Origin of the sequence: Streptomyces sp. NPDC007162 (assembly GCF_040634175.1) — a bacterium.
Classification (GTDB): domain Bacteria; phylum Actinomycetota; class Actinomycetes; order Streptomycetales; family Streptomycetaceae; genus Streptomyces.
Map to the genome: position 1 here is coordinate 1 of NZ_JBEYFC010000018.1, position 24,906 is coordinate 24,906.

The 24,906-nt window shown below is 69.6% G+C and carries 28 protein-coding genes and 1 pseudogene; 11 read left to right on the forward strand and 18 right to left on the reverse strand.

The window, feature by feature from the left end; translation table 11 throughout:
• The coding region (locus ABZ646_RS03840; protein ID WP_360512699.1) for an ATP-binding protein at positions 1–537 on the reverse strand (537 nt) is incomplete at its 3' end.
• Positions 534–1,457 (reverse strand): hypothetical protein, encoded by a 924-nt coding sequence (locus ABZ646_RS03845; RefSeq protein WP_360512630.1) that lies wholly within the window; start codon positions 1,455–1,457, stop codon positions 534–536. The genes ABZ646_RS03840 and ABZ646_RS03845, both read right to left, overlap by 4 nt.
• A 496-nt stretch (positions 1,458–1,953) precedes the next feature.
• Here ABZ646_RS03845 and ABZ646_RS03850 point away from each other — a divergent pair, with 496 nt between their 5' ends.
• The 3 genes from ABZ646_RS03850 to ABZ646_RS03860 all read left to right on the forward strand — a co-directional run bounded on the left by ABZ646_RS03850 (position 1,954) and on the right by ABZ646_RS03860 (position 4,233).
• Positions 1,954–2,211 carry a helix-turn-helix transcriptional regulator gene (locus tag ABZ646_RS03850; protein ID WP_360512632.1) on the forward strand — a complete coding sequence of 86 codons (258 nt, stop codon included), beginning with the start codon at positions 1,954–1,956 and terminating at the stop codon, positions 2,209–2,211.
• A gap of 90 nt (positions 2,212–2,301) precedes the next feature.
• Positions 2,302–2,667: a helix-turn-helix domain-containing protein gene (locus tag ABZ646_RS03855; protein ID WP_360512634.1), complete on the forward strand. Its 366-nt coding sequence runs from the start codon at positions 2,302–2,304 to the stop codon at positions 2,665–2,667.
• Positions 2,668–2,715: 48 nt separating this feature from the next.
• A complete protein-coding gene (locus tag ABZ646_RS03860; protein WP_360512636.1) occupies positions 2,716–4,233 on the forward strand; it encodes a LacI family DNA-binding transcriptional regulator in 1,518 nt (505 codons plus the stop codon).
• Between the two features lie 118 nt (positions 4,234–4,351).
• Here the strand turns inward: ABZ646_RS03860 and ABZ646_RS03865 are convergent, their stop codons facing one another.
• Positions 4,352–5,245: a phosphorothioated DNA-binding restriction endonuclease gene (locus tag ABZ646_RS03865; protein WP_360512638.1), complete on the reverse strand. Its 894-nt coding sequence runs from the start codon at positions 5,243–5,245 to the stop codon at positions 4,352–4,354.
• Positions 5,246–5,276: 31 nt separating this feature from the next.
• Entirely contained in the window at positions 5,277–6,653 is a 1,377-nt protein-coding gene (locus ABZ646_RS03870; protein ID WP_360512640.1) for a DUF4041 domain-containing protein, read from the reverse strand.
• Between the two features lie 716 nt (positions 6,654–7,369).
• On the opposite strand from ABZ646_RS03870, the gene ABZ646_RS03875 reads away from it, so the two are divergent.
• On the forward strand, positions 7,370–8,212 hold the full coding sequence (locus ABZ646_RS03875; RefSeq protein WP_360512642.1) for a PE-PGRS family protein: 843 nt from the start codon (positions 7,370–7,372) through the stop codon (positions 8,210–8,212).
• Here the strand turns inward: ABZ646_RS03875 and ABZ646_RS03880 are convergent.
• Positions 8,142–9,704, reverse strand: coding sequence for a PE-PGRS family protein (locus tag ABZ646_RS03880; RefSeq protein WP_360512644.1), 1,563 nt, complete (start codon positions 9,702–9,704; stop codon positions 8,142–8,144). The two genes, ABZ646_RS03875 and ABZ646_RS03880, sit on opposite strands and share 71 nt — an antisense overlap.
• Before the next feature lie 578 nt (positions 9,705–10,282).
• Positions 10,283–10,444 (reverse strand): annotated as a pseudogene (locus ABZ646_RS03885) (HNH endonuclease); the annotation flags it as partial.
• A 143-nt stretch (positions 10,445–10,587) separates the two neighbouring features.
• On the opposite strand from ABZ646_RS03885, the gene ABZ646_RS03890 reads away from it, so the two are divergent.
• Entirely contained in the window at positions 10,588–11,430 is an 843-nt protein-coding gene (locus ABZ646_RS03890) for a PE-PGRS family protein (protein WP_360512646.1), read from the forward strand.
• A 165-nt stretch (positions 11,431–11,595) separates the two neighbouring features.
• On the opposite strand, the gene ABZ646_RS03895 is transcribed toward ABZ646_RS03890, so the two are convergent.
• From ABZ646_RS03895 to rpmB, 3 genes are all read right to left on the reverse strand, one after another.
• Entirely contained in the window at positions 11,596–13,188 is a 1,593-nt protein-coding gene (locus ABZ646_RS03895; protein WP_360512647.1) for a YibE/F family protein, read from the reverse strand.
• A 152-nt stretch (positions 13,189–13,340) separates the two neighbouring features.
• The gene (gene rpsN, locus ABZ646_RS03900; protein ID WP_360512701.1) at positions 13,341–13,646 is read right to left on the reverse strand and encodes a 30S ribosomal protein S14; all 306 of its coding nucleotides are present in this window, start codon (positions 13,644–13,646) and stop codon (positions 13,341–13,343) included.
• A gap of 11 nt (positions 13,647–13,657) precedes the next feature.
• Positions 13,658–13,894 carry a 50S ribosomal protein L28 gene (gene rpmB, locus ABZ646_RS03905; protein WP_360512649.1) on the reverse strand — a complete coding sequence of 79 codons (237 nt, stop codon included), beginning with the start codon at positions 13,892–13,894 and terminating at the stop codon, positions 13,658–13,660.
• 83 nt (positions 13,895–13,977) lie between these two features.
• On the opposite strand from rpmB, the gene rpmG reads away from it, so the two are divergent.
• Genes rpmG through rpsR form a run of 4 tightly spaced genes read left to right on the forward strand, consistent with a single transcriptional unit; the run spans position 13,978 to position 15,832 of the window.
• Complete coding sequence (rpmG, locus tag ABZ646_RS03910; RefSeq protein WP_017949758.1) at positions 13,978–14,142, forward strand: 50S ribosomal protein L33; 165 nt, start codon at positions 13,978–13,980, stop codon at positions 14,140–14,142.
• Between the two features lie 5 nt (positions 14,143–14,147).
• Positions 14,148–14,405: a type B 50S ribosomal protein L31 gene (locus ABZ646_RS03915; RefSeq protein ID WP_360512650.1), complete on the forward strand. Its 258-nt coding sequence runs from the start codon at positions 14,148–14,150 to the stop codon at positions 14,403–14,405.
• Complete coding sequence (locus ABZ646_RS03920) at positions 14,402–15,568, forward strand: GTP-binding protein (RefSeq protein WP_360512651.1); 1,167 nt, start codon at positions 14,402–14,404, stop codon at positions 15,566–15,568. Before ABZ646_RS03915 ends, ABZ646_RS03920 begins: the two co-directional genes overlap by 4 nt.
• A gap of 21 nt (positions 15,569–15,589) precedes the next feature.
• Positions 15,590–15,832 (forward strand): 30S ribosomal protein S18, encoded by a 243-nt coding sequence (gene rpsR / locus ABZ646_RS03925; protein WP_360512653.1) that lies wholly within the window; start codon positions 15,590–15,592, stop codon positions 15,830–15,832.
• A gap of 80 nt (positions 15,833–15,912) precedes the next feature.
• Here the strand turns inward: rpsR and ABZ646_RS03930 are convergent, their stop codons facing one another.
• The 4 genes from ABZ646_RS03930 to rpmF form a co-directional block, all read right to left on the reverse strand.
• Complete coding sequence (locus tag ABZ646_RS03930; protein WP_360512703.1) at positions 15,913–16,641, reverse strand: TIGR03943 family protein; 729 nt, start codon at positions 16,639–16,641, stop codon at positions 15,913–15,915.
• A complete protein-coding gene (locus tag ABZ646_RS03935; protein WP_360512655.1) occupies positions 16,638–17,663 on the reverse strand; it encodes a permease in 1,026 nt (341 codons plus the stop codon). Before ABZ646_RS03935 ends, ABZ646_RS03930 begins: the two co-directional genes overlap by 4 nt.
• A gap of 351 nt (positions 17,664–18,014) precedes the next feature.
• The gene (locus tag ABZ646_RS03940) at positions 18,015–19,187 is read right to left on the reverse strand and encodes a GTP-binding protein (RefSeq protein WP_360512657.1); all 1,173 of its coding nucleotides are present in this window, start codon (positions 19,185–19,187) and stop codon (positions 18,015–18,017) included.
• A 6-nt stretch (positions 19,188–19,193) separates the two neighbouring features.
• Positions 19,194–19,364: a 50S ribosomal protein L32 gene (gene rpmF / locus ABZ646_RS03945; protein ID WP_360512659.1), complete on the reverse strand. Its 171-nt coding sequence runs from the start codon at positions 19,362–19,364 to the stop codon at positions 19,194–19,196.
• A 121-nt stretch (positions 19,365–19,485) separates the two neighbouring features.
• On the opposite strand from rpmF, the gene ABZ646_RS03950 reads away from it, so the two are divergent.
• Together ABZ646_RS03950 and ABZ646_RS03955 are read left to right on the forward strand one after the other, a co-directional pair.
• Complete coding sequence (locus tag ABZ646_RS03950) at positions 19,486–19,821, forward strand: metalloregulator ArsR/SmtB family transcription factor (protein WP_360512661.1); 336 nt, start codon at positions 19,486–19,488, stop codon at positions 19,819–19,821.
• Between the two features lie 2 nt (positions 19,822–19,823).
• On the forward strand, positions 19,824–20,537 hold the full coding sequence (locus tag ABZ646_RS03955) for a cation transporter (RefSeq protein WP_360512663.1): 714 nt from the start codon (positions 19,824–19,826) through the stop codon (positions 20,535–20,537).
• 18 nt (positions 20,538–20,555) lie between these two features.
• Here ABZ646_RS03955 and ABZ646_RS03960 read toward each other — a convergent pair whose 3' ends face one another.
• The 5 genes from ABZ646_RS03960 to ABZ646_RS03980 all read right to left on the reverse strand — a co-directional run bounded on the left by ABZ646_RS03960 (position 20,556) and on the right by ABZ646_RS03980 (position 24,708).
• A complete protein-coding gene (locus ABZ646_RS03960) occupies positions 20,556–21,032 on the reverse strand; it encodes a Fur family transcriptional regulator (RefSeq protein ID WP_360512665.1) in 477 nt (158 codons plus the stop codon).
• Positions 21,029–21,898: a metal ABC transporter permease gene (locus ABZ646_RS03965; RefSeq protein ID WP_360512667.1), complete on the reverse strand. Its 870-nt coding sequence runs from the start codon at positions 21,896–21,898 to the stop codon at positions 21,029–21,031. The genes ABZ646_RS03960 and ABZ646_RS03965 overlap by 4 nt, the downstream gene beginning before the upstream one ends.
• Positions 21,895–22,806: a metal ABC transporter permease gene (locus ABZ646_RS03970; RefSeq protein ID WP_360512669.1), complete on the reverse strand. Its 912-nt coding sequence runs from the start codon at positions 22,804–22,806 to the stop codon at positions 21,895–21,897. Before ABZ646_RS03970 ends, ABZ646_RS03965 begins: the two co-directional genes overlap by 4 nt.
• Positions 22,793–23,647 (reverse strand): ATP-binding cassette domain-containing protein, encoded by an 855-nt coding sequence (locus ABZ646_RS03975; protein ID WP_360512671.1) that lies wholly within the window; start codon positions 23,645–23,647, stop codon positions 22,793–22,795. Before ABZ646_RS03975 ends, ABZ646_RS03970 begins: the two co-directional genes overlap by 14 nt.
• 89 nt (positions 23,648–23,736) lie before the next feature.
• Entirely contained in the window at positions 23,737–24,708 is a 972-nt protein-coding gene (locus tag ABZ646_RS03980; protein ID WP_360512673.1) for a zinc ABC transporter substrate-binding protein, read from the reverse strand.
• Between the last annotated feature and the right edge of the window lie 198 nt (positions 24,709–24,906).

Genomic DNA, 24,906 nt, shown 5'->3' on the forward strand with positions numbered 1-24,906 from the left:
GTGGTTGATGAGCCGGTAGGTGAGCTCCTCGGTCCACTCGCTGGTCTTGGCCGCGCCGAGGTCGTCCAGGAGGAGCAGCGGGCAGCGGGCGAGCGCCTGCAGATCTCTTTCACCGTCGTGGCCTGCGCGGGGGCGGAGCCGTGCGTGCAGATCGGCCGAGGTGGTGGCCTCCCAGCGCAGGCGGACGCCTCGGCTCAGGAGGGCCCGGACAGCGCCGTATGCCTGGTAGGTCTTGCCCGTACCCGTGGGGCCGGCGATCAGCAGCGACGGGCCCTCGGCGATACCCGGTCCGCCAGGGCCAGGGCGTCCTGCCCCGGCGATCTGGTCGGCCCAGGCGGTGATCTGGGAGTGGTCGGCCAGGGCACGGCGGTAGCGGGCCGGGATACGGGCATCTGCCAGCTCCAGGGCGGTGACCGGTTCGTGCTCTGGCTCCTCGGCGGCAGCGGCGGGGTCGATTCCGCGGTTGGTCAGGATGCCGTTGAGCCGGTCGGCGAGAGGGCCGACGCGCTGGGGTGCGCGGGTGAGGGTGGCGGTCAGAGGTCATCTCCGTAGGCGGCGACGATGTCGCTGGGGTTCGTCCAAGCCCTGTGGACGGCGGACGTGGCAGGGGAGGCGGCGTTCATGACCTCGTGGACGAGGCTGGGCAGGACGCTCGGGGACAGCCCCTTGGCCCGATGGCGTTCGAGAGCGGCCCGGAGGTGGGTGGGGGCGATGTCCTCGTCGAGGAGCTTGCGCAGCTGCCCGCCCAGATGGTTCAGGAAGGCGTCCGGCGGGCGGTGTTTGCACGCGGCGACGTACTCGGCAAGGAGCTGCTTAGCTGAGACGGTGTCGGGCGCGGGGGCGCTTGCGCCCCCCGAAGGGGTACTTCCTAGATCCATGATCCTAGGTCCTAGATCCGGACGGTGAGGCTTCACGGACGGCTCCGGGAGTCCTCCGTGAGCCCTCATGGAGGACTCCGTGAAGCCGCCCTGACCTGCTATTTCGTCATCGGCGTCCGGATTCACTGCAGGTTCGCGCGTCTTCCGTGCGCCCTCACCTAGGGCTCTGTGAGGCGGCAGTGAGGGCTCCGTGATGTCGACGTCGGCAGCGCTCGGCGTGACTCCGGCCTGGGTGTCGTGTCGGGGGCAGGCGGGAAGGCGGCTCTTGCTGGGCCGGTTGATCTTCTGGTGCTCGTGCCAGGTGACGACGTGCAGGTAGTTCTTGTCGCCTGGGCCCTTGTAGCGGCAGATCAGTTCGGCATCGGCGAGCTGGGCTAGGTCCTTCTCGACGTCTTCGGGCCCGTGGTTCGGACGCAGGACCCACAGCTGTCCGGCGATGATCGCGGCGTGGTCGCGGTGGCGGCCCTGGTCGTCGGCCTGGGTGAGCAGGCCGAAGAAGGTGCGCTCGGCGGTCAGGGAGACGCCGGCCAGGGACTCGGAGACGAAGGCTTCGGGCTTGATGGTGCGGATTCGGGCCAAGAGGTCGGTTCCTCACTCGGTTGCAGGTGGGCGGGCACCCACGGCTCACCGTCGATCGTGGCGATACGGGCTTCAGGGGCAGGGGAGTTGTCCGGTTTCGGGCAGCGAGGGGCACGCTGATGGCCGCTCTCGCTTTCCGGGGGTGTCGTCAACATAGCCACACCCAGGCCGTGCAAGTCCAGCCCTATCCAGCGCAATCTCTCACGGCAGAAAGGCTGCCCAAAAAGCAGGAAGCCCGAAAAGGGTAGGGCACGATTCGCGGTTGCCGAAATAGTTGCCCCGGATGCCGAGCCAGAAGCATCACATCGAGAAGCAGTTGACCTCCTGCCGACGGGGAAGCTACAACACAACACCCCACGTCAGAGGGTCGATCGATGTGCCGGTTTCCGACCCCTCTCAACCCGGGGATCCGCTTCGCCCGAGGAGCCGCGCGAGCGGAACATAGACCACGATCGCCGGTTAACCAAACCGGCGAATGGACGCTACAAATGGAGCCATGCCCGCACGCTCATTGGGAATCGGACCCGCAGGAATGCGGACGGCCCGCACCATCGAAATCCTCCGCACCGAACGCGGTTTCTCGCAGCGCCAGTTGGCCGTCCGCATGACCTTGCTCGGTCACCCAACGTCCAACACCATGCTGTCCCGCATCGAACGTGCCCAGCGTCGATGCGACGTCGACGACCTGGTCGCAATTGCCGAAGCCCTCCGAGTCTCACCCCTCACGCTGCTGCACGGGCCCATCGCCACGTGACGAGCCTCGTCCAGAACCGCTGACCGAGACTCCCCCCAACCGAGAGAGGACCCGCGCTTCTTGCACCCCTCCGCGATACCCCCAGCCACCGTGCGTCACCGCCCCAGCACAGGGACCGAAGCCCCCTTGCAGCGGCTCTACCGCCCCGAAGAGATCGCCGAAGCCCTCGGCTGCTCCGCCTGGTGGGTCAAGGACCGCGCCCGACGCGGCCTCATCCCGCACACCCGAGTCGGCCGCGCCTACCGCTTCACCGCCGAACACCTCGCCGGGATCGTCCGCCTCCACGAAGAGCGCCCGAAGCGATCCGCGAGCAGTGCGCCGACCGGTCCAACGGTCACAAGTCCTCCCACCGCCCGGAATCGTGCCGCCCAGCCCCCTGGGCCGACTACGGCTCCGCCGACAGGGCGTCTGCGGGCCCGACCGCCTCGTCGTACCCAGTACGAGACCGTCGCGTAGCGCGACCGCGCCCAGCCTCAAACCGAGAGCACAGGAGGAAGACGCAAGTTGGGCTTCGCGGAGAAGCGCGGGAACTACTGGCGCGGCCGGTACAAGACGGCGCCCGGCAAGCACCTCACGGTCGTCGACGAGAATGGCAAGGCGATCCACTTCGCCACCAAGGGTGAGGCCCAGCGCGCCGCGAGCGAGGCCGAGAACAAGTACCGCCGCGGCGACTGGCGCGACCCGGCACTCGGCCATGAGACCTTCGGCGAGTACGCGAACCGCTGGTACGAGGCCCAGGACCTGGCCGCCTCGACCATGCAGAACTACAAGCGCCACATCGAGGAGCACCTGCTCCCCGACTTCGAGGACAAGGCGCTCGCCGGCATCCTGCGCACGGACGTCGACCTGTGGGAGAAGAAGGAGAAGGCCGTCTACGCGGCCTCCAGCGTCAAGACCTGGCGCTCGACGCTCCACCTGATCTTCGAGGACGCGATCGACGAGGGCCTGATCACGTCCAACCCGGCCACCCGACGGCGCGGACGCGGCAAGCGCGCCGGCCGCTCCCGAGACCGCGGCCCGGAGAAGGTCGTCACCGACCCGCTCGGCATCCTGCTGACCGCCGAACGGGCTGCCCTGCTCTCAGGCCGCGACGACGAGTTCGTCGCCGTCGTCCTCAAGGGCTACACCGGCATGCGCTGGGGCGAAATCGTCGGCCTAGAGGCCGAGTTCGCCCGCCCCGGTGCCGTCCGTGTCGAGTGGCAGCTGTACGAACTCGACACCGGCGAGCTGGTGCGCTGCCCGCCCAAGGACGACAGCTACCGCACCATCGACGCGATGGACTGGCTGTCGGCCCTGGTCGCCAACCACGTCGCCCGCACGAAGCCGACACCCTGCCCGTGCCACGGCAAGACCTACGTCTTCCGGGGGCAAGGTGCGGCCCGCACCGGTGGCCACCAGGGCGCGAAGCTCGTCGACGTCGCGCGCCGTGCCGAGGTCTCCACGGGCACGGTGTCTAACGTCCTCAACCACCCCGACCGCGTCACCGAAGCCAAGCGGGTGAGGGTGGAGCAGGCCATCGCGGACCTGGGCTTCGTGCGCGGCGGCCCGGTGTCGCAGCATGCCGCCCACTGGCGCCGCAACGGTTTCGCGACGTGGCTGTTCACCCCGGTGGTCTCCGGCTGGTACCCGAAGAAGGCACCGCAGGAGGCCCGTCCCGTACCGCTGCTCGGCGAGCCGTGGCCTGGTGTCCCGGCCCGAGGACGCGGCGCCAGCGACCGGGCCGACGCCTGCTGGCTCCCGATCGCCAAGGGCCTCACACCCCACGGCCTCCGCCACACCCACCGGACCGTGATGGAGGACCTAGGCACAGAGAAGGTCCTTATGGACGAGCGCATGGGCCATATCGACGGCTCGGTCTCCGCGCGCTACGCCCATGTCACCCCTGGCATGCGTAAGCGCCTCAAGCTTGGGCTGACCGAGCAGTGGGAGGCAGCGCTCGATGCCCGCTTGGCAATGAGCCCTCGCTCGCCGGTGAGCGTCCTCGACGCACTGTTGCGAGTGCGCCGTGAAGCGGTGAAATAGCGGAGTGTTGCCCGAGGCGACGGAGCGGGGGACACATGCGAGCGCTGAAAGCAGCATGGGGAGCGATCACCGATGCTTGGTGCGCCCAGTCCCTTGGCATCCGACATTGGACACCGGGTCAGGCGGCGGTCGGGCGTGGGCTGCCGTGGAAGACCTGGCTCGTGTGCCAGGAGCGGTGGGCTGCCGCGATGGGCGGGGTGCCAGGTTGAGGGCCTATGAGCGGACGGCCTGCGAGTGCTGTGACGTGCTCGCGGGCGGCGGGGCTGCGGCCGACGAAGCTCTGCGAGACCAGGATGCGGTGGCCGTCGCCTATGCCGAGCACGCCCTTGTCGAAGAGCTTGTGGTGCAGCGAGCACAGGCACAGCCCGTTGTCGACCTCGTCCGGGCCGTCGAACGCCCACCAGCGCACATGCGCGGCCTCCAGCCCGACGGGCGTCGCGCCGATCATGCCGTCGTAGCCGCAGAAGGCGCACTGGTACTCGTAAGCAGTCAGAACCATCTCCCGCATCCGCCGGTCCCGCTGCCGTCGCTCGGGTGCTGTCAGCGTGTCTGTCTCCGCCAACTCCGGTTCCAGGCCCACCGTCTCGCACAGGTCCTGGTGCAACGACGGCGGGAAGTGCAGGTCCAGCAGCACCCTTGCCATACGGCCCAGCAGCGACGGCTCCCGCCGGAATGCCAGCCGCAGGTCCGGAGCCAGCCGACCCGTGGCCCCACTGGCCCGCAGCTCCCGTACTCCCGTGCCTGGGCTGCCGCCGCCGTGATCGGTACGTACCTCCCACACCTCGTCGCTGACCAGATGGTGGAAGGGATAAGCGGGCGTGGTCCCACGCGTCGGGCCGTACTCCGCCAGGAGTTGCTTCAGATCGGCCTCCACCGCGGTGTAGCGCAGCTCGTCCTCGGCATCAGCCTGAAACCGGCCCAGCGCGTACAGCAGCAGCAACGGCTTGTGCGGCGCTCGCACTCCGTCCCGGCTCCACTGCCTCAGGTTCGCGGCACGCTCCAGCCAGTCCATGACCGTGATCGTAGTGATGCTTGGCCGCACATCATGCTGTCCGGGTGGCAACTCCTCCTGCGCCTGCGGCGGGCGCACCGGCTTCGCCGCCCGTGTGCCTGCCGGCCCGCCATTCCAGCGCCTGGGGTTCCTCGGTGAACTCGATCAGGTGCTGTCCGGCGAACCGTTGCAGTGCGTCGCGTACCTCCGCCGGGGTGGCGTAGAAGAACTCCTTGCGACTGTTGACCTGGTTGACCCGCTTCGAGGCGAACTGCCGGTGGAGTTCCGTCTCCAGGCCGACCGCGTCCTTGCTGAAGATCAGCGCGTGCACGTCGAAGCGGAAGGGCACGGCCGCGCCACTCAACTCGTAGACCCGCTCCAGAGGTTCGAGCCGACGCGTCATGCCGATCTTCACCATGCGATCGCCGAAGGCGCCGATGTTCGAGATGACGTACACATAGCCGGCGCGGATGTTCGCCGCGCGGGACTCGACGTCCTGCAGAGCGTTCTCGATCTCGGCCAGTTTGGCCTCCATCTCCGCCACACCCGCCTCGTCACCGCGCTCGCGCAGGCGGTCAAGGGCTGACTGATAGTGGCCGAGCTCCTTGTTCAGCTTCTCGCGCTGCCGATCGAGTTCCCGCTGGACCGCCGCCTCCTCACGCTCCCGGGCACGCACCTCGCGCTGGGCCTCCTTCTCCTCTTCCTTCTTCTGCAGGAAGTCGGCGGTGAGTTCCAACTCCCGTACCCGCGCGTTGTGGTACTCGTCGGTGATCCGGATGTGCATGGTGGCACCGAGCCGGGCGATCGTCTCGCGACTCTTGTAGAGCCGGTCGACGAGGGAGCTCAGCCGGTGCGGCCGCATGGACCGCACGGCGTAGTCGGCTTCGGCGTTGTAGGCGCGCAGCATGAGCTTGGAGAAGTCGCGGACCATCTTCTGGCCCTCGCGCTTGGAGCCGTTGACCGTCCAGTCCGTGGCCGCCTGGACCGCGCGGCCCGCACGGGCGAGCGCCTTGATCTCGTTCTGCAGTGTGTCGAGCCGGCTGCGGTAGGCGATCGCGTCGTGCAGCGCGTGCCGGTAGGCGTAGATCCCGGCCTCCTGCAGCATGGCGGTCTCGTCGGCGTTGACGATCTGGGCCTGCAGTTCGGCAAGCCGTCGCTCGGCGTCGAAGACGTCCTTGCGGTGCCGGTCGGCGTCCTTGCGGACCCGTTCGGTCTCCTTTGCCGTACGGCGCGTTTCGGCGAGAATCTCCTTCGCCGTCTCGCGGGCGTCTTTGAGGATCCCCTCGGCCTCCTCGGCGGCTTCGGCGGATGTTCGCTCACGCAGTGCTGCGGCCTCCACCTCGACCTGCCGCACAAGACCGGCGACCTGCGTGGCATCCAGTCCCTGCGTCCTTGTGATCCACGCCCGCAGTTCCTCGGCCTCGGACACCGCATCCGAACGCCGGCGCCCGAACAGCCCTCCCTTCCGAGGAGCCGGTACCGCGGCCGTGCTCCCGGGAGCGGCCATGGTCGGCACCGCAGAGGCTCCCGTGGCAGGGCCCACAGCGAGGGCGCCGGTGGTGGAGTCGGCCTCAGGAACCCACAGCTCCCATCCCGCCGGCATCGGAGGCCACGTGGGGTCGGGCCGCCAGTCCGGCGGCGGCATCCATCCCGCGGGTGGCACAGGCCAACCCGGCGGCGGATTGAAACGGTAAGTAGTCATTCCCCACCCCCTCGCCCCTGAGGCTCCCCAGCACTCAGGGCGCCGGATATTCCCGGCAAACGTAGAGTGACATTTTCTTGGTGATCAGCCACTTGATCACCCGCATATTCCAGCTCGTAACCATCCTGTGACTATATGTGAGGGTCTCTCCGGGGGAGGGACACGACTTCCAGGTGGAACGCGACGAAGTCCCTGGCTGGGCGAACTAGCTGACGAGCCAATGAGTCTCGTACGTGGAGGGAGCGTCGTCCGGTGAGAAACGCTCCGAGGAACAGCGCGGATGGCCGGACGTGCTGCTGTGCCTCCTTGCACTTGCTGCCGGGCGAAGACATCTCGCGCCGTGCATCGCAGGGCTGCGGCGTCAACTTGGTGATGAGGAGTCGGTGCCGGTAGTTATGGCAAACGCCCAGTGACGGGCCCAACAGTCCTGGCTCAATAGGCACATGGAGATTGGCGAGCACTGGGCCTACCGCGCGAGGCCGAAGGAGCTGGGCGGCGCGGTTCGCCAGGTGGAGGTCGTTCGCGTCGGCGGCCCTGGTAGGTCTGGCTGGATCCACGTACGGTTCCTCGAAGGCGATGCCGCTGGCCTGCAGGAGTGGGTCAGTTCCGGCTCTCTCGTAGCACCGTGGTCGGATGTCGATGCGTTCCGCGCGGACGACGCGGCGGAGTTGGCGCTGGTGGAGTCCTCGCGACACGTCCGGGGCAGTACCGAATTCGAGGCCGCCCGCATGATCCTCGGATTCGTTCGCCCGAAGAACAGGTTGCGACTGCGCCGAACGGTGGCGGACGCAGGCGTTCTGGAGCTGAGCCGCCTCGACGAGACTGCACCGCTCATCGGCATGGACGCTGCCGAACTATGCGGCGACATCATGGTGTTCGAGAACCACCGCGGAATGTGCCTGGCCGGGTGGCCCGTCACCGAGCGCATCGCCCGCCATGTGGCCGGACGCCTCGCCGACGAGATCCTTCCAGAGGTGGACCGGAAGCAGCAGGACATCGAGCAGGAGCGTTCCCGGCCCTCCTGGTACTCCTACAGCCGGCGTGACGAGCGCAAGTTGGACGCGGAGGCGGCAGTCCTTCGAACCGTCCGAGCGTGGTGCGGCCAGGACAAGGCTGACCGCTACGACGAGTTGGTTGCGCTGCGCGCCGAGGTCATCCGGCTCGGGGAGTTGGTCGAGAAGGCGGTCAAGGCCCTACGCGACCGCGGCCACGGCGTCATCGCCTCCACCATTGAGCGTGACCTGGGCGTCCATGTCTCCAGCCTTGATCCTGACGTGCGTCGATGAGACCGCGCCACGGATCTGGCTCCGCCTTAGGTGGTGCCGGCTGAGCAGGGGGCTTCGTCTCCTTCTCCGGCCGGTGTGGGTGCCAGCCGTCGAGGAACGGCCGCAGTTGATCTCCCGTCGGCTCCGCATGGAAGTTGAGAGAAGCCAAGCCCTTGTTGCTAAGGGTGGGGTCGAGCCGGTCGGCCTCCGCCTTCCCCCAAGCCGACCACTCTCGCAGCCTCTCGGCTTCGAGGGCGTCTTCCGACGCCGCGGCGGCTTCATCCAGAGCGGCACAGAACGTCCGGATCTCCCCTGCGGCCTGCCATTGCTCAAGGGCCGTGCCGAAGCGCTCGGCCCGTACCGCGTGAACCGCCTTGATCGAAGCCACGCTGACGGCAGCCTCCCACTCCCGCTGCTCGCGCTCCTCTCGCTCCGCTTCCAGCCGCCGACGCTCGGCCTCCTGACGCTCCCGCTCCTCTCGCAGCCGCTGTTGCTCCGCCTCACGTTCCAGCCGAGCCTGTTCCTGTTCCTCCGCACGGACCTTTAGCGCCCTCAAGACTGAACCGATCTGGTCCTCCAGCGGCTTCTTGGCGGTGTCGGCCCATTCCTTCTTCCAGCCGTAGCTGTAGCCCGATTGCTGGACCAGCAGCTCCAGCTCGCCGGACGGCTCGAACTTCTGGGCTGGGGTGACACGTTGCCAGTCGTACGCGCGACGGCCCGGCTGCTTAGGGACGTACCGGACCGGCTTCTGCCGTTCACGGAAGCTGACCTCGTATGTCCTGCCGTGGACGGTGAGCAGCGGCCTCGGCTGCCTGCGTTTCTTCGACACCGCGATCTCGCCGTGGCGTGCGAGGGCTTGCTCGGCGAGGAGCCGGAGCAGCGAGAGCACCCGGGGGAGGACCTCCTCCGAGATCTCGAAGGCGCTGTGATCCGCGCTGACTGCGGCGATCACGTCCTCGACATCGGTGATCACACGGCTGCGAGCCAGCCGGATACGGTTCCACTCGGTCTCGTCCTCGCCGGTCACCCGGAGCAGGCCGAGGAAGAAGTCCCCCTTCGCCCGCCCGCTGTACTTCAGGCCGTATCCCTCGGGGGCACACTGCCGGGCCGCGTCGAACGCCCTGCGATAGCGGGCTCGCTCCTCGTCGCTGGGGTTCGGGATCCGGAGGAACCGCCCAGCCTGCTGTACCTCCGCGATCAAGGCGGCTCCGACTTCCGCCGGCGACGGCTGGGGGGCCTTGGGGGCGCGCTTCGACGCCGGCTTCGTCGTGGACGGGGTTGTGTCTTGCTTCTGCGGCGGAGGGGCCGGTCGTGCCGGTTGGTCGGAACCTGTTGACCGCTGCTTGCGCTGAGCTGGTTCCGGCCGGTCCGGGTGATGGCCGTGTTCCAGGTAGAAGCGTCCCGCATCGGTGATCTCCGCCTGCCATTTCCCATCCTGCTTGGGCATGGCGATCAGGCGCCGCTCCTTGAGCGCGCGGGCAGTGAGAGCGAACTCGGGGCTGTCCGACGTCACGGGGTCGGCTCCGTCCCCGATGCGGGTGAGGAGTGCGAGCTGCCGGTCATTTAACGGAGACCAAGGGTGCATGGCGATCGTCGTACCGCTTGTTGTCTCCTCGGCACAAGCCGTGGGGAGGACTCCTGCGGAGCGCACGGCTCACTCGGAGGCGGAACACCTCTCGCTGGGAGCCGCCGGGGAGCCGCTCCCCGAAGTCGGCTCCCAAATGGCTCCCAAAACGGGGCCGCAACGCAAATCAGGCCCGGTACTGATCTCTCAGTACCGGGCCTGACCTGCTGTTTCGGCTGTCGGGGTGGCGGGATTTGAACCCACGACCTCTTCGTCCCGAATGAGGTCCGACCATGTTGCGCACCTGCCGAAGCGGGCATCTGTGCAGGTCAAGGCGTTGGTCATGGCGGGTCTCAGGTGGTATCGCTGGGGATCTGGGAGAAGATCTTCTCCCAGATTTCTCCCAGGAGGGCCAGCCTGCAGGTCCTGCGACGGGCATCGGGTGCATTGCTTGAGCAAGTTTGCAATGTGTCGGAGGTGAGCCCAGGTCAGCCGGCTTTCCCCTTGAGGTCTCCGGCTTGACGGATGTCGAAGAGCTTGTGGTGCAGCGAGCAGGGGCACAGTCCGTTCTCGACGTCGTCCGGTCCGTCGAAGGCCCATCAGCGTACGTGTGCGGCCTCCAACCCGACGGGCACTGCACCGAGCCTGCCGTCATGCCCGCAGAAGGCACACCGGTACTCGTAGGCGGTCGGCCTCGGTGGATGCTGCGGTCACCGCCCGGCGGACGCGCAGGCGCGGGATCTCGCGGGACGTGGCGTCCTGGTCCAGCCGGGCCTTGAAGACTTCGGCGAATGCCCGATGACGGGTCCAACAGACCTGGCTCAATAGGCACATGGAGATTGGCGAGCACTGGGCATACCGCGCGAGGCCGAACGAGCTGGGCGGCGCGGTTCGTCAGGTGGAGGTACTTCGAGTCGGCGGCCCCGGCAGCTCCGGCCGGATTCATGTCCGGTTCCTCGGAGGCGACGACGCCGGTCTGCAGGAATGGGTCAGTCCCGGCCGTCTCGTAGCACCGTGGGTGGACGTCGATACATTCCGGGCGGATGACGCGGCGGAGTTGGCACTGGCCGAGGCGTCCCGTGACGTCCGGGGCAGCACGGAGTTCGAGGCCGCGCGCATGGTCCTCGGATTCGTCCGCCCGAAGAACAGGCTGCGACTGCGCCGAACGGCGGCGGACGCACGGGTTCTGGAGCTGAGCCGCCTCGACGATACGGCACCGCTCATCGGAATGGACGCCGCCGAACTCCGCTGCGACGCCATGGTGTACGAGAACCGTCACGGCATGTGCCTGGCCGGGTGGCCGGTCACCGAGCGCATCGCCCGCCATGTGGCCGGCCGCCTCGCCGGCGAGATCCTTCCGGAGGTACACCGCAAGCAGCGGGACATCCAACGGGAGCGTGCCCAGCCCTCCTGGTCCTCCTACGGCCGCCGGGACGAGCGCAAGTTGGACGCGGAAGCGGCCGTCCTGCGGACCGTCCGGGAGTGGTGCGGCGTGGACAAGGCGGACCACTACGACGAGTTGGTCGCCCTGCGCGCCGAGGTCATCCGGCTCGCGGAGTTGGTCGAGAAGGCGGCCAAGGCCCTGCGCGACCGTGGGCACGACGTCATCGCCTCCACCATTGAGCGCGACCTCGGTGTCCGTATCGCCGGCCCTGGTCCTGCGGCACGTCGATGACGCCTCGCCACGGCTCTGGGTCCGACCTGGACGGCGCCGGCCGTACCGCAGGCGTCTCCTGCTCAGGCCGGTGTGGGGGCCGGCCGTCGAGGAAAGGCCGCAGTTGATCTCCCGTCGGTTCCGCGCGGTGGACGACGTGGCCTGGCCCCTCTGAAGAGACCGCTTTCAACGCTTCCGCCGACGCCCGCCCCGGCCCGCAGTCGCTCCGTCGGCCGCCACCGTGCCTGCGGTGGCCGGTTCGGTCCGCGGGCCTGGCCGGTCGGCCGAGACGACCAGGGCGGCGAGGAGTGTGGTGACCGGTACCGAGGCGACCAGGCCGATCGAGCCGACCAGGGTGCGTACGATCTCCTCGGCGACCAGTTCGCTGTTGGCGACCGTGGCCACGCCGCTCTGCGCGATGGAGAAGAGCAGCAGCAGGGGCAGTGCGGCGCCCGCGTAGGCGAGGACGAGGGTGTTGACGACGGAGGCGATGTGGTCGCGGCCGATGCGGATGCCCGCCCGGTACAGGCCGCGCCAGCCCATCGTGGGGTTGGCCTCGTGCAGTTCCCAGACGGCCGAGGTCTGGGTCACGGTCACGTCGTCGAGGACGCCGAGGGAGCCGATGATGACACCGGCGAGCAGCAGGCCGCTCATGTCGATCGACGGGTAGAGGCCGTGGATCAGGCCGGTTTGGTCATCGGTGTTGCCGGTGAGCGCGGCCCAGTCGATGAACTCCGAGCCGAGGATGCCGATCAGGGCCAGCGAGACCAGCGTGCCGAGCACGGCCACCGACGTACGGGCGGACAGGCCATGGCACGTGTAGAGGGCGATCAGCATGATGGCGCTGGACCCGATCACCGCCACGAGTAGCGGATTCGAGCCCTGCAGGATTGCGGGCAGGATGAAGAAGTTCAGCACCGCGAAGCTGATGGCCAGTGCGACGAGTGCCATGACGCCGCGTAGCCGGCCCACCACCACGACGGCGAGTGCGAAGATCCCGGCCAGCAGGACCAACGGGAATCGGCGGTTCACGTCGGTGACCGCATACTGCAGGTCGTCGGGCGCCGAGGGCTCGTAGGCGACCACGACCTTCTCGCCCTGGTGCAGCTGCCGTGGCTGGTCGGGCTGCACGATCTCGGTGAAGGTGCGGCCCTGGTCCTTGCCGGTGTCGACGCGGATCGTGGCCTTGTGGCAGGTGCCGTTCGCCTCCTGCACCGCCGAGGAGCCCTCGGCGGTGGAGGTGTCGCCGGTCGGGGTCTCGCCGGAGGCGTTGACCGACTTGCAGCTGACCGAGACGAGCTTGGTGACCGTGGCCTGCTGGGTCTGCTGGTCGAAGCCGACGCCGGTGCGCTTGTGCGGCGGCGCACCGCCCGGCCACAGCACCACGAGCCCCACTACGACGGCGGCGGTGAAGGGGATCAGGATCGCGGCGATGACCTTGCGCAGGTGCCGGGAGACCGGGGCGGCCGGCCCGTGGCTGTGGCCGTGGGTGTGCGCGTGACCGTGCTCGTCGGCGCCCGCACCGGTGCCGCGGTCGGGACCGTGGGTGGCGTCGGTCACGGTGGCGCGCCCGGCGCCCGGCACGGGGGAGTGCCCGTGGCCCCTGGCAGGAGGGGGGAGGTGGCCCGTACCGGTATCGGCTCCGTAGTCGGAGTGGGGTATCGGCTCGGGGGGATTCAGGTACTCGTGGTCGTGGCCGTACCCGCTCGCGCGAACATCCCCGGGCAGGTGGCCGGCCCCGTTCCAGTCCTCGGCACTCTGCCGGTCAGCGGCTCCCATGCCGTCTCCCTCGCGATGGTCCGTACCCCCCTCAGCCGGGCCTGTGCGGCGGCTCTGAGGAAGAGTACGGGAACGGCTGTGCGGTGGTCTCAGCCCGAACACGCGCGAGGGCATCGGGGCCGTCTGATCACGGTGCGTGGATCAGGGGCGGGTCACCAGCTGCTCTTCGTCACGCCGGGGAGCTCGCCCGCATGGGCCATCTCGCGTACGCGGATGCGGGACAGGCCGAAGGCGCGCAGGTGACCGCGGGGGCGTCCGTCCACGGCGTCGCGGTTGCGCAGGCGGGTGGCGCTGGCGTCGCGGGGCTGGCGGCGCAGCTCCCTCTGGGCGGTGGCGCGGTCGTCGTCGGACGTCCGGGGGGACGAGACGATCGCCTTCAGGGCGGCGCGGCGAGCGGCATGGCGCGCCACGACAAGGCGCCGCTGCTCGTTCTTCGCGATCTGGCTCTTCTTCGCCATCAGACTCGCCATCAGACCTTCCCTCCCCGGGCGCGGATGCGGGCCACGGCGGCCTCGATGCCGATCGTGTCGACCGTCTTGATGCCCTTGGCGGAGAGCGTGAGCCGGACGTGGCGGCCCTCGCCGGGCAGCCAGTAGCGCTTGCTCTGGATGTTGGGGTCGAAGCGGCGCTTGCTGCGCCGGTGGGAGTGGGAGATGCGGTGGCCGAAGCCGGGCTGCCGGCCGGTGAGTTGGCAGTGGGCGGACACGGGATTCCTCCTTGGGGGGCGGATGCAGCAGCACCCTAGCAGCTTGATGAAAATGAAAACCAATATCTTGTATGGTGCTGTCCATGGCCCGTAACGAACTGCGCCCGATCATCAAGCTGAGGTCCACCGCCGGTACCGGCTACACCTACGTGACCCGCAAGAACCGCCGTAACGACCCCGACCGGCTGACGCTGCGCAAATACGACCCCGTCGCCGGCCGGCACGTCGACTTCCGTGAGGAGCGCTGAGAGCCGTGAAATCCGGAATCCACCCCGAGTACCGCCCCGTCGTCTTCCGTGACCGCGCCGCCGACTTCGCCCTCCTCACCCGGTCCACAGTCACGAGCGACAAGACCGTCGAGTGGGAGGACGGCAACACCTACCCGGTCATCGATGTCGAGATCTCCTCGGCGAGCCACCCCTTCTACACCGGCACGCAGCGGGTCCTGGACACCGCGGGACGGGTCGAGCGCTTCGAGCGGCGCTACGGACGCGGCCGGAGCGAGCGGTGAGCGGCGACCTGGCGCGGCTGCCGGTCGCGATCGTCGCCGGGTTGCACGCCGACGCCCGCCGGGCCGCCGTGGAGCAGATCCTGCGTACGGTCCCCGGCTCGGTGACGCTGCACCACGACCTGACGTCCGCCGTCGACAGCTCGGTGCACCGCACGGTACGAGACGCCGGCGGTCTGCTGAGCAGTGGTGACGCGCCTCTGGTGAACGACTGCGCGTGCTGCGCGCTGCGCGAGGACCTCGTCCCCGAACTGCTGCGGCTCGCGGAGGAGGGCAGGTACCAGCTGGCCGTCGTGGAGCTCTGGGACTCCGTCGAACCCCAGGCCATGGCCGGAGTCATCGCTGCCGCAGGCGCACCGCTGGCGGTGACCGGAGTCGCCACCGTGGTCGACCCGGCACTTGTCCTGCCGTACCTGTCCAACGGCGACGACCTGGCCGACGTCGGCCTCGCCGCCGCCCCGACCGACCAGCGGACCATCGCCGACACCTTCGCCCGGCAACTCGAATACCCCACGCTGATCGCTCTCGCCCAGGACGGTTCCCACGGGGAGGCCGCCGACGACATCGACCACGCACTGCTCGACCAGCTCACACCAGCCGCACGAAAGGTACGCGCGGAGAGTGGCGCCCTGGGGCCTGCTCTGCTGGCCGGCTTCGACGTGGCAGCGGCCGCCGCCCGCATGCACCCGGCCTGCGCACTGCTGCCGCAGGAGCGCGACGAGCGCGGCGTGAGCACCTTCGTCTGGCGACGCGAACAGCCCTTCCATCCGCAGCGCCTGTACGCGGCGCTGGAGGACCTGACGTGCGCGGCCGCCCGCAGCCGTGGGCGGTTCTGGCTGGCGGACCGCCCCGACACCCTGCTGTCCTGGGACGCCGCCGGCGGCGCGCTGTGCGTGGAGTCGACCGGGCCCTGGCTGGCCGCCCTGCCCGATGCCGCCTGGGAGATGGTGCCCGCAGAGCGCCGTCTCGCCGCCTCCGTGGACTGGCATCCCGAACACGGTGACCGCTGCCAGTACCTCACCTTCACCTCGCCCGGCCTGGACCGAGACGGTCTGTCGGCCCTGCTCGACTCCTGCCTGCTCACCGAGGACGAGTACACGGCGGGCAGGGACCGCTGGAAACAACTCCCGCACGCTTTCGACGACTTGCTCCACCCCGTGACCTGAAGGAAGAGGACCGACCTCACCATGCCCCGAGGCACACGCATCCGGCGGGAGACCGTCAAGCGCCAGCGCACCAACCCGCTGGACGCCGCCGGCATCACCTACATCGACTACAAGAACACCGATCTGCTGCGGAAGTTCATCTCCGACCGCGGGAAGATCCGCAGCCGACGTGTGACCCATGTGACGCGTCAGCAGCAGCGGCAGATAGCGCAGGCCATCAAGAACGCACGCGAGATGGCACTTCTGCCCTACGGCTCCCGATAGCCGAGCAAGACAGACGTGCCGACAACCGTGGTCTCCACCGTCGGTCGCCTGGACGGCCCGACCAGGCCGCGTCGACCGGGTCAACGCTTCTCGTAGGGGTCCGACGGCTCCCGGACCTTCTTGACCGTCTTCGCGTCCATGAGCGGGGGCCAGGCCGCCGTCGAGCCCAGCTTGCCCTTGGGGTGCCAGGTGCCCGTGACCGTCACCCAGGTGTCCGTCGGCGGGGCGTCCGCGCCGTGGACCTGCACCTTGCTCGTGGTCGCGTCGGCCGCGCAGCAGGAGACCAGAAGCCGGGTGACGTACCACGTGCCGTCGTCCCCGTGCGTGACGAAGCCGGTCAGCCGGACCGTACGGCCTTTCAGCGAGTGCCCGCTGTCGTAGATCGCCCGGGACGTGAAGGAGGCGACGCTCAGGTCCACCGGGTCGCCGGCCGGCAACACCGGGAACGCCCCCACGCCCTGCGCCGCGCGCTGCGCGTCCTCCCGGGCCGCGCTGTAGGAGCCGAGGGCAGGCGGCGGGAAGAGCAGCAGCGCGGTGGCGGGGACCGTGAGCAGCCAGGCAAGGCGCGGGCCGGTCGTGTGGCTGTGATCGTGCCCGTGGTCATGCGGGTCCTCGTCCCCGTCCGGCACCTCCCGCGCGGCCCTCACCCCCGCCGCCACCCCCAACAGCACCAGCAGCACCCCCGAGGCGACCAGATACGGCCGCAGCCCGGACTGCACGTACCGCAGATACAGCGCACTGAACAGCGAGATCCGCAGCACGGCGGCGCCCACCAACAGCGTCAGCACGGCTGGTCCGTACCGCCTCACAGCAGCCACCACCCCACCAGCACACTGCTCACCACGGCGACCACCCAGGTCGCCGACGAGAAACGGAAGGCAAAGGCCCGGCCGAACGTCCCCGCCTGAAGCGCGATCAGCTTCAGGTCGACCATCGGCCCGACCACCATGAACGCCAGCCGCGCGGTCGGTGCGAATCCGCTGAGCGAGGCGGCCACGAACGCGTCGGCCTCGCTGCACACGCACAGCACCACGGCAAGCAGCGCTGGCAAAGCGACGGACAGCCAGGCCGATCCCGTGAAGACGTCGAGCAGCGAGCGCGGCACTGCGATGTTGAAGGTCGCTGCCGCCGCCGAGCCGAGCACGAGGAACCCCCCGGCGTGCAGGAAGTCATGCTGCAGCCCGGCCGCGAAGGCACCCGCCCGGGAGGTCCCGGATCCGGTCCTGGGAGCCTTCGGCAGCCGCAACCACTCCTTCCGCCCGAAGCGCGCCCACAGCCAGCCCATCACGACGGCCGTGGCGAGGGAGGCGACCAGCCGAGCCGCCACCATCAGCGGCTGCCCGGGGAACGCGATGGACGTGGCGACCAGGACGACCGGGTTGATCGCGGGCGCGGAGAGCAGGAACGCGAGCGCGGCGGCCGGGGCCACCCCACGCAGCATCAGGCTTCCGGCCACCGGTACGGACGCGCACTCGCACCCCGGCAGGACGGCACCGGCCGCGCCCGCGACCGGCACGGCGAGCGCCTGGTTGCGCGGCAGAAGCCGACTGAAGACGCGCTCGGGCACCAGGGCGCCGATGGCGGCGGAGACGACCGTGCCCAGCAACAGGAACGGCACACCCTGGACGACGACGGCTGTGAAGACCGTCCACCAGGCGGCGACGGGCGGAGTGTAGAGGTCGAGCGCGAGTGTCGGCCCGAGAACGCTTGCGACCGTGGCGATCGCGGCGAGTGAGACACCGCCGAGGACGACGTACACGAGCGTCCGCACCACGAGGCGCACGGCGTCGGCGAGCCCGCCCCGGCCCCGCGCGTACTCCTGATCGCTCACGCTGCTCGCTTCGCCGTACGACACCACGGACGCGCCGCACACTAGCGACGGAGGCTGTGTACAGGCATGGCCCCGCCCCGCAGGAAGCTATCGGAGCGAAGGCTTCGCCGCAGTGGGAACCGGGGCGGAAGACGGCGACGCGGTGGCGGTTCCGGAAGGCCCGGGTGTCGTGGACGTGCCGTTCCAGGCTGCCGCGCCGCTTCCGGAACCTGACAGTCGGGCGTGGTGGTGGGGAAGTGCCGGTTTTCGGGTCGCCAAGCGCACCGGTTCTCTTCCCTCACGGTCTGCCGGATCGGTGTTGTGCCGGACCGGGCGGCGCTGTGGCCGCGTTCGCCGCCCGGACCGGGGTTCTCAGGTGCCCGCGACGAGTTCGGGATGCTCGTGCTCGCAGGTGTCGTCGATGCCGTAGGTGTCCCAGGCGGGGAACGGGTCGGCGGGCGGCACGCTCTCGCCGTCCGCCAGCAGGCAGTCCGTGAGCGCGGCGTGGATCGCCTCGGCATGCAGGTGCGTGCCGATGAAGACCAGCTCCTGACAGCCGGGGCTGTCCGTGTCGCGGGCGGCGGAGGGCTCGAAGCGGGCGACGGAGCCGGCCTGGGACCACAGACCCGTCACCCGCGGGCGGCTGGCCAGCGTGAAGAAGCCCTTGGAGCGCAGGATGTGCCCGTACGCGCCGCTGTCCAGCTCCTCGGTCACGAACGTCCACAGCCGACCGGGGTGGAAGGGCAGCTCGGAGCGGAAGACGGTCGAGGAGATCCCGTACTCCTCCGTCTCGGGGACATGGTCGCCGTTGAGCTCCCTCACCCAGCCAGGGGCCTGCTGGGCGCGTTCCAGGTCGAACAGCCCGGTGCTCAGTACGTCGCCCGGCTTCACTCGGCCGTGGACGGCCGGGACGATGCGCGCGGCCGGGTTGAGGCGGGTCAGCGTCGCTCGCAGTCGGTCGGCCGACTCCTCGTCGACGAGGTCGAGCTTGTTGAGGACGATGACGTCGGCGAACTCGATCTGGTCCATCAGCAGGTCGCTGACGGTGCGTTCGTCGTCCTCGTACTGGTCGAGGCCGCGCTCGACGAGTTCGTCTCCGCTTGTCAGTTCGGGCAGGAAGCCCGCGGCGTCGACGACCGTGACCATGGTGTCCAGGCGGGCGATCTCGCCGAGGGCGGCGCCGTCGTCGCGGGTGAAGGCGAAGGTCGCGGCTACCGGCATGGGCTCGGAGATGCCGGACGACTCGATGAGCAGGTAGTCGAAGCGGCCCTCGCGGGCCAGCCGGTCGACCTCCACCAGCAGGTCGTCGCGCAAGGTGCAGCAGATGCAGCCGTTGGTCATCTCGACGAGACGTTCCCCGGTGCGTGACAGGGCTGCCTCGCCGCCGCGCACCAGAGCGGCGTCGATGTTGATCTCGCTCATGTCGTTGACGATGACCGCGACGCGCAGCCCCTCGCGGTTGCCGAGGACGTGGTTGAGGAGGGTGGTCTTGCCTGCGCCGAGGAATCCGGACAGGACGGTGACGGGCAGCCGGTCGGGAAGCATGAACGGTCAGCCTTCGGGGCGCAGCAGCCCGCGCTCGTACGCCTTCACCAGGCGCTGAGGCACCAGATAGGGGACACCGTCGACGGTGATCGGCACGAGCGCCGGCGTGGCCGCCTTCCACTGGGCGCGGCGGTGGCGGGTGTTGCTGCGGGACATCTTCCGCTTGGGAACGGCCATGGGAGTCCTCCTGTGGTGGTGGGCACGCAGAGGCTACATGAAAATGAATACCGTTACTACTCGGCTCATGATTCAGGATTCATTGCTTTCTGAATTCAGGAATGCGTGTACAGTCGAGGACGTGCTGACTGTTGCCTCCGAGATCGAGGTGCTGGCCCGGTTCGGCCGGGCGCTCGCCGATCCGATCCGCTGCCGCATCCTGCTCGCCCTGCGCGAAGCACCCGCCTACCCTGCCGACCTCGCCGACGCGCTGAACGTCTCCCGCACCAGGCTGTCGAACCACCTGGCGTGCCTGCGTGACTGCGGACTGGTCGTCACCGTCCCCGACGGCCGCCGCACCCGCTACGAACTCGCCGACGAACGCCTCGGTCACGCGCTCGACGAACTGCGCACCGCCGTGGTTGCCGTCGAGGGCGACCGGACGTGTGCCGATGCCGACGAGAAGGGGTGCTGCTGACCATGAGCGCAGTGACATCCCTGTCTCTCGGCCCCGACCCGGCCAGGCGCGGCGTCCTTGCCAAGCGGATACGGCTGCTGGTCGCCGCGACCATCACCTACAACGCCGTCGAGGCGGTCATCGCCCTCACGGCCGGAACTGCGGCTTCGTCCACCGCGTTGATCGGCTTCGGCCTCGACTCCGTCATCGAGGTCTCCTCCGCCGCCGCTGTCGCCTGGCAGTTCTCCGCCCGCGATCACGCGGTGCGCGACGCCCGGGAGAAGACCGCGCTGCGGATCATCGCGCTGTCGTTCTTCGTACTCGCTGCCTACGTCGCCGTCGATGCCGTACGGGCCCTGACCGGTACCGGTGAGGCCACCCGTTCCCTGCCGGGCATCGTGCTGGCCGCCCTCTCCCTGGCGGTCATGCCGTTCCTGTCCGCCGCTCAGCGCCGGGCGGGGCGCGAACTCGGCTCGGCCTCGGCGGTGGCGGACTCCAAGCAGACGCTGCTGTGCACATACCTGTCCGCGGTGCTCCTCGTCGGCCTGGTCCTCAATGCCGCTCTCGGGTGGTCCTGGGCCGATCCGGTCGCCGCCCTCGTCATCGCCACTGTCGCCGTCAAGGAGGGGAGAGATGCCTGGCAGGGGAAAGGCTGCTGTGCTTCCCCCTCGTCCGCTGGGATCCCGGCTGCCCGTACGGCGCCGGATGCGGATGACGCGTGCGGCTGCTGCGACTGACCTCCACAGGCGTCGCGTTCACCGTCGTTCGACCGCCGCATGCTGTCGGCCGCAGTCCGGGCACACCCCGGACAGCTCGACCGTGTGCCGGACGTTCGCGAAGCCGGAGGTCTGGGCGATCGTGTCGGCCCAGACCTCGACCGGGCCGGAGTCGACGGGCCGGCTCAGGCCGCATTCCGTGCAGATGAGGTAGTGCCGGTGGTCGGGGCCCGGGCGGTACCGGAAGAGGCGTTCGCCGTTGGTGTCGCGGACCGTGTCGGCCCGGCCCGCGTCGGCCAGGGCGGTGAGGGTGCGGTAGACCGTGGACAGGCCGACCGGCGAGCCGCCGGCGGCGAGCCGGTTGTGGAGCGCCTGGGCGCCGACGAAGCCCTCGGCCCGGACCAGCGCCTCGACCACGACGGTGCGTTGCTGGGTGTGGCGGCCGATCAGCGTGACGTCGGCCGAGGGTGTGGGGGCGTGCTGTCGGTCGGGATCCATCAGCGTGCCTTCGCTCATGTGGCCGTGGGGACGGCGGTTCGCGTACGAGGGCCGGAGGCGGGCCGTCGTATCAGGAACGTCGCGGCGTAGACGGCCGTGGCGACGGCCATGATGGCGAAGCTCGGAGGCATTCTCGGCACGGCGTAGGAGGCGAACAGGCCCGCCCACATCTCCAGGACCGCCAGCCCGGCGGAGAGGGCGAGCGCCCGGTAGGGGCGGTCGGTGAGCCGGAGGGCGGCGCCCGCGGGGGCGGCGAGCAGGCCGAGTAGGAGGAGGGAGCCGACGGCCTGGGTGGCCTCGGCGGCGCTGATCCCGGCGAGGGCGAGGAAGCCGTAGCCGAGCAGGCGGACCGGTACCCCGCGGGCTGCGGCCACGGCCTCGTCGAGGGTGGCGAACAGCAGTGGCCGGGCGATGAGGATCACCAGCAGGCCGACCCCGGCGGCCACCAGGGCTGCGGCGATCGCGCTGGTGGCGGAGATGCCGAAGACGGAGCCGAACAGGACGCTGACGCCGGCGGTGCCGTCGGTGGTGCTCCGGGACCTCGTGTACACGGTGATGAAGAAGGCGCCCAGGCCCAGGATCCAGGAGAAGACGCTTCCGATGACCACGTCGTCGGGACGTGCCCGGCGGCCGAGGGTGCCGAAGAGCAGCGCCATGGCGATGGTCGCGGCGAACAGGCCCAGGCGGAGGTCGGCGCCGAAGGCGAGGGCGGCCATCGCGCCGGTGAAGGCGACATGGCTGAGCGCGTCGCCGGTGAAGACCTGGGCGCGCAGCACGAGGAAGTAGCCGACCAGTCCGGAGGCGGCGGCGATGGCGGTCCCGGCGAGGAGGGCGTGCTGGAAGAACGGCTGGGATAGCGGGGAGGCGGCAAGCAGGACGGTCATACGGCCACCTCCCCGGCGGTGGGCGCGGCTCCGGCTCGGGTCCGGCCGAGCACCTCGCGCAGTGAGCGCCAGCCCAGGGCGAGCAGGTATCCGGCGAAGGCGATGGACGTCACGAAGAAGCCCAGGGGATAGGGCGAGTAGTAGGCGACGGTCAGCCCGAGCCACGTCGTGGCGAACGCCAGGAGGACGGCCAGGGCCAGGCTCGACGCTGGGCGGGCGGTCAGGGTCTGCGCGGTGGCGGCCGGAATGACCATCAGGGCGAAGACCAGGAGCGTGCCGGTGATCTGGCTCGCCTCGGCGGTGGCCGCGCCGAGCAGGACGAGGAAGACCACGGACAGCCCCCGGACCGGCACCCCGCGCCCGCCGGCGACCTGCGGGTCGACCGACGCGAACAGCAACGGCCGCCCAATCAGCGCCAGCACCGCGAGCACCACCGCGCCGACCACCGCCAGCAAGCTCACCTGGGACGAGGTGATCCCCAGGAAGGTGCCGAAGAGGATGGACTGCGGCCCCTCCAGCAGCCCCTTGTACAGGGCGATGAACAGGAACCCGGAAGCCAGCAGGAACGCCTGCACGGTCCCGGTCAGCGCGGACTCCTCGTGCTCACCGCCGCCGCGCAGCGCTGCGATGACCAGCGCGGCGGCCACGCACAGCGTGAAGTACCCGTAGACCGCGCTGACCCCGAGCAGGACCGCTCCGGCGGCGCCCGGGAAGGCGACCACGGAGACGGTGTGCGCGGCGAAGGTCTGGCGACGCAGCACCACGAACCACCCCACGGCCGCGGAGACCACGGCCACGACCGCGCCCGCGCGGAACGCGTTGACCATGAACGGGTACGACCACATCTCCTGGAAGTCGGCCAGGAGGTTCCACGACCAGGCCGGGGCTCCCGTCTCAGCGAGCGTCATGGCCGCTCCCCGGGGTGTCGTGCCGGTCGGTGTGCACCGCGGGCGCCTCCGGCTGGCCCACCACGACCAGCCGCCCGTCCGAGGCCCGCAGGACCTCGACCGGCGTGCCGTACAGCCGGGTCAGGGTCTCGGAGGTGATGACCTCGCCCGGAGTCCCGGTGGCGGCTCCGCCCTCGGCCAGGTACACCACCCGGTCCAGATGATGGAGTATCGGGTTCACGTCATGGGCGACCATGACCACGGACACCCCCTCCCGGTGGCAGATGCGCCCGATCAGCGCGGCGACCGCGCTCTGGTTGGGCAGGTCGAGGCTGTCCAACGGCTCGTCCAGCAAAAGCAGTTCCGGCCTGCGGACCAGCGCCTGGGCGATCAGCAGCCGCTGCTGCTCGCCGCCGGAACACTCACCGATCGGCCGGTGCGCGTACGCCGACGCCCCGACCAGTTCGATCACCTCGTCCACCCGCGCCCGGGCGGCCCGCCGACGCGCGCTCGGGAACGGCAGGGGAACTCCCCACCGGTCGCCGTCCAGCCCCAGGCACACCACGTCGATGCCGCGGATGCGCAAGGTGGCGTCGAAGCTGCGACGCTGCGGCAGATAGCCGATCCGGTCGTTGGCCTGGCCGGGCCGGGCGCCGAGCACCCGTACCTCGCCGGCCGCCGCGGGCAGCGCGCCGAGCAGCACCTTGATCATGGTGGACTTGCCGACGCCGTTGGGACCGAGCACGGCGGTGAACTCACCGGCCCCGATGCGAAGGTCCACTCCCGACCAGAGCGTCCGGCCGCCGACCCGCACGGCAGCGCCGCGGAGGACCACCGGCTCGCTTCCGGTTACTTCGGTCATGTCGTGGCCCCCGGCTCGCCGGTTGGGGACGGTGGGAGCGTGGCCGGTGACGGCTCCGCGGGCCTTCGCTATCGGGTTCATGGCTCAGTTCACTTCCCGCTGGCCTTGGCCAGGGCCTGCTCGATGCCCTGCAGCTCGGTGGTCTGCCACTGCTGGAAGGTGGCCCCGGCGGGGGTGAGCGTCTCGGTCACCGTGGCGACCGGGATGCCCTGGGCCTTGGCCGCCTTGACCTGTGCCTGCACGTCGGGCGTGGAGTTCTGGGAGTTGTAGACGTAGATCTTGATCTGCTTGTTCTTGATCTGCTGGTCGATGGTGGCCTTGTCCTTGGCCGTGGGGTCGGAGCCCTCGCTCATCGCGTCCAGGAACGTCTCCGGGGTGAGCATCTTCAGGCTCAGGCCGTCGGCGAGCGGCGTGACGATGGACTCGGAGGCACCGATCGGGGTGCCGGCGTACTTCGCCTTGATGTCGGCTATGAGCTTGTTGTAGCCGGCGAGCGTCTTCGTCTCGAAGGTGGTCTTCTGCTGGTCGAAGTAGGAGGCGTCGGCCGGGTCGATCTTCTTGTAGTCGGAGGTGATCTTCTCGATGACCTGGTGGACGTTGTCCGGGGAGTACCAGCGGTGCGGGTTGCCGCCCGGCTTGATCCCGACGAGGTCGCCGACCTTCAGTTCGGTCCGCCCGCTGCCGGGGTTCGACGCGAGGAGCTTGTCGGCCCAGGCGTCGTAGCCGATGCCGTTGACGATGGTGTACTGGGCGCCGGCCACGGTGCGGGCGTCGGCGGCAGTCGGCTCGTAGTCGTGCGGGTCGGTGCTCGGGTTGGTGATGATGCTGTCCACTTTCACGTGGCTGCCGCCGAGCTGGGAGGCGATGCTGCCCCAGAAGTTCTCCGCCGCCACCACCTGGATCGTCTTGCCCGAGCCGCTGCCGGTCGCGGCGGTGTCGTCGGTGTGCGAGGAAGAGGTGGAGCAGGCGGTCGCCGTCACGGCCGTCACGGCGGCCGTCGCGGTGACCAGCGCGATTCTCACTGAGGGCCGGGAGGAACGGGGGGCGGGGACGGTGGACATGCGGAGCTCCTTCGGGCGATGCCGGGCGCGCGGCGGACACGTGCCTGGCCGTATGGCGACACTCCTGACGCTAGATGGGAATGATTTTCAGATCAATGAGAGATGAAAACCGTTGCCATCTTTTGACCGGGTGTACCAATGCTCCGTCCGCTCGGGGCTCGGCGGTCGCGGAACTTCGGCGACTGGCCGAGGGGCTGT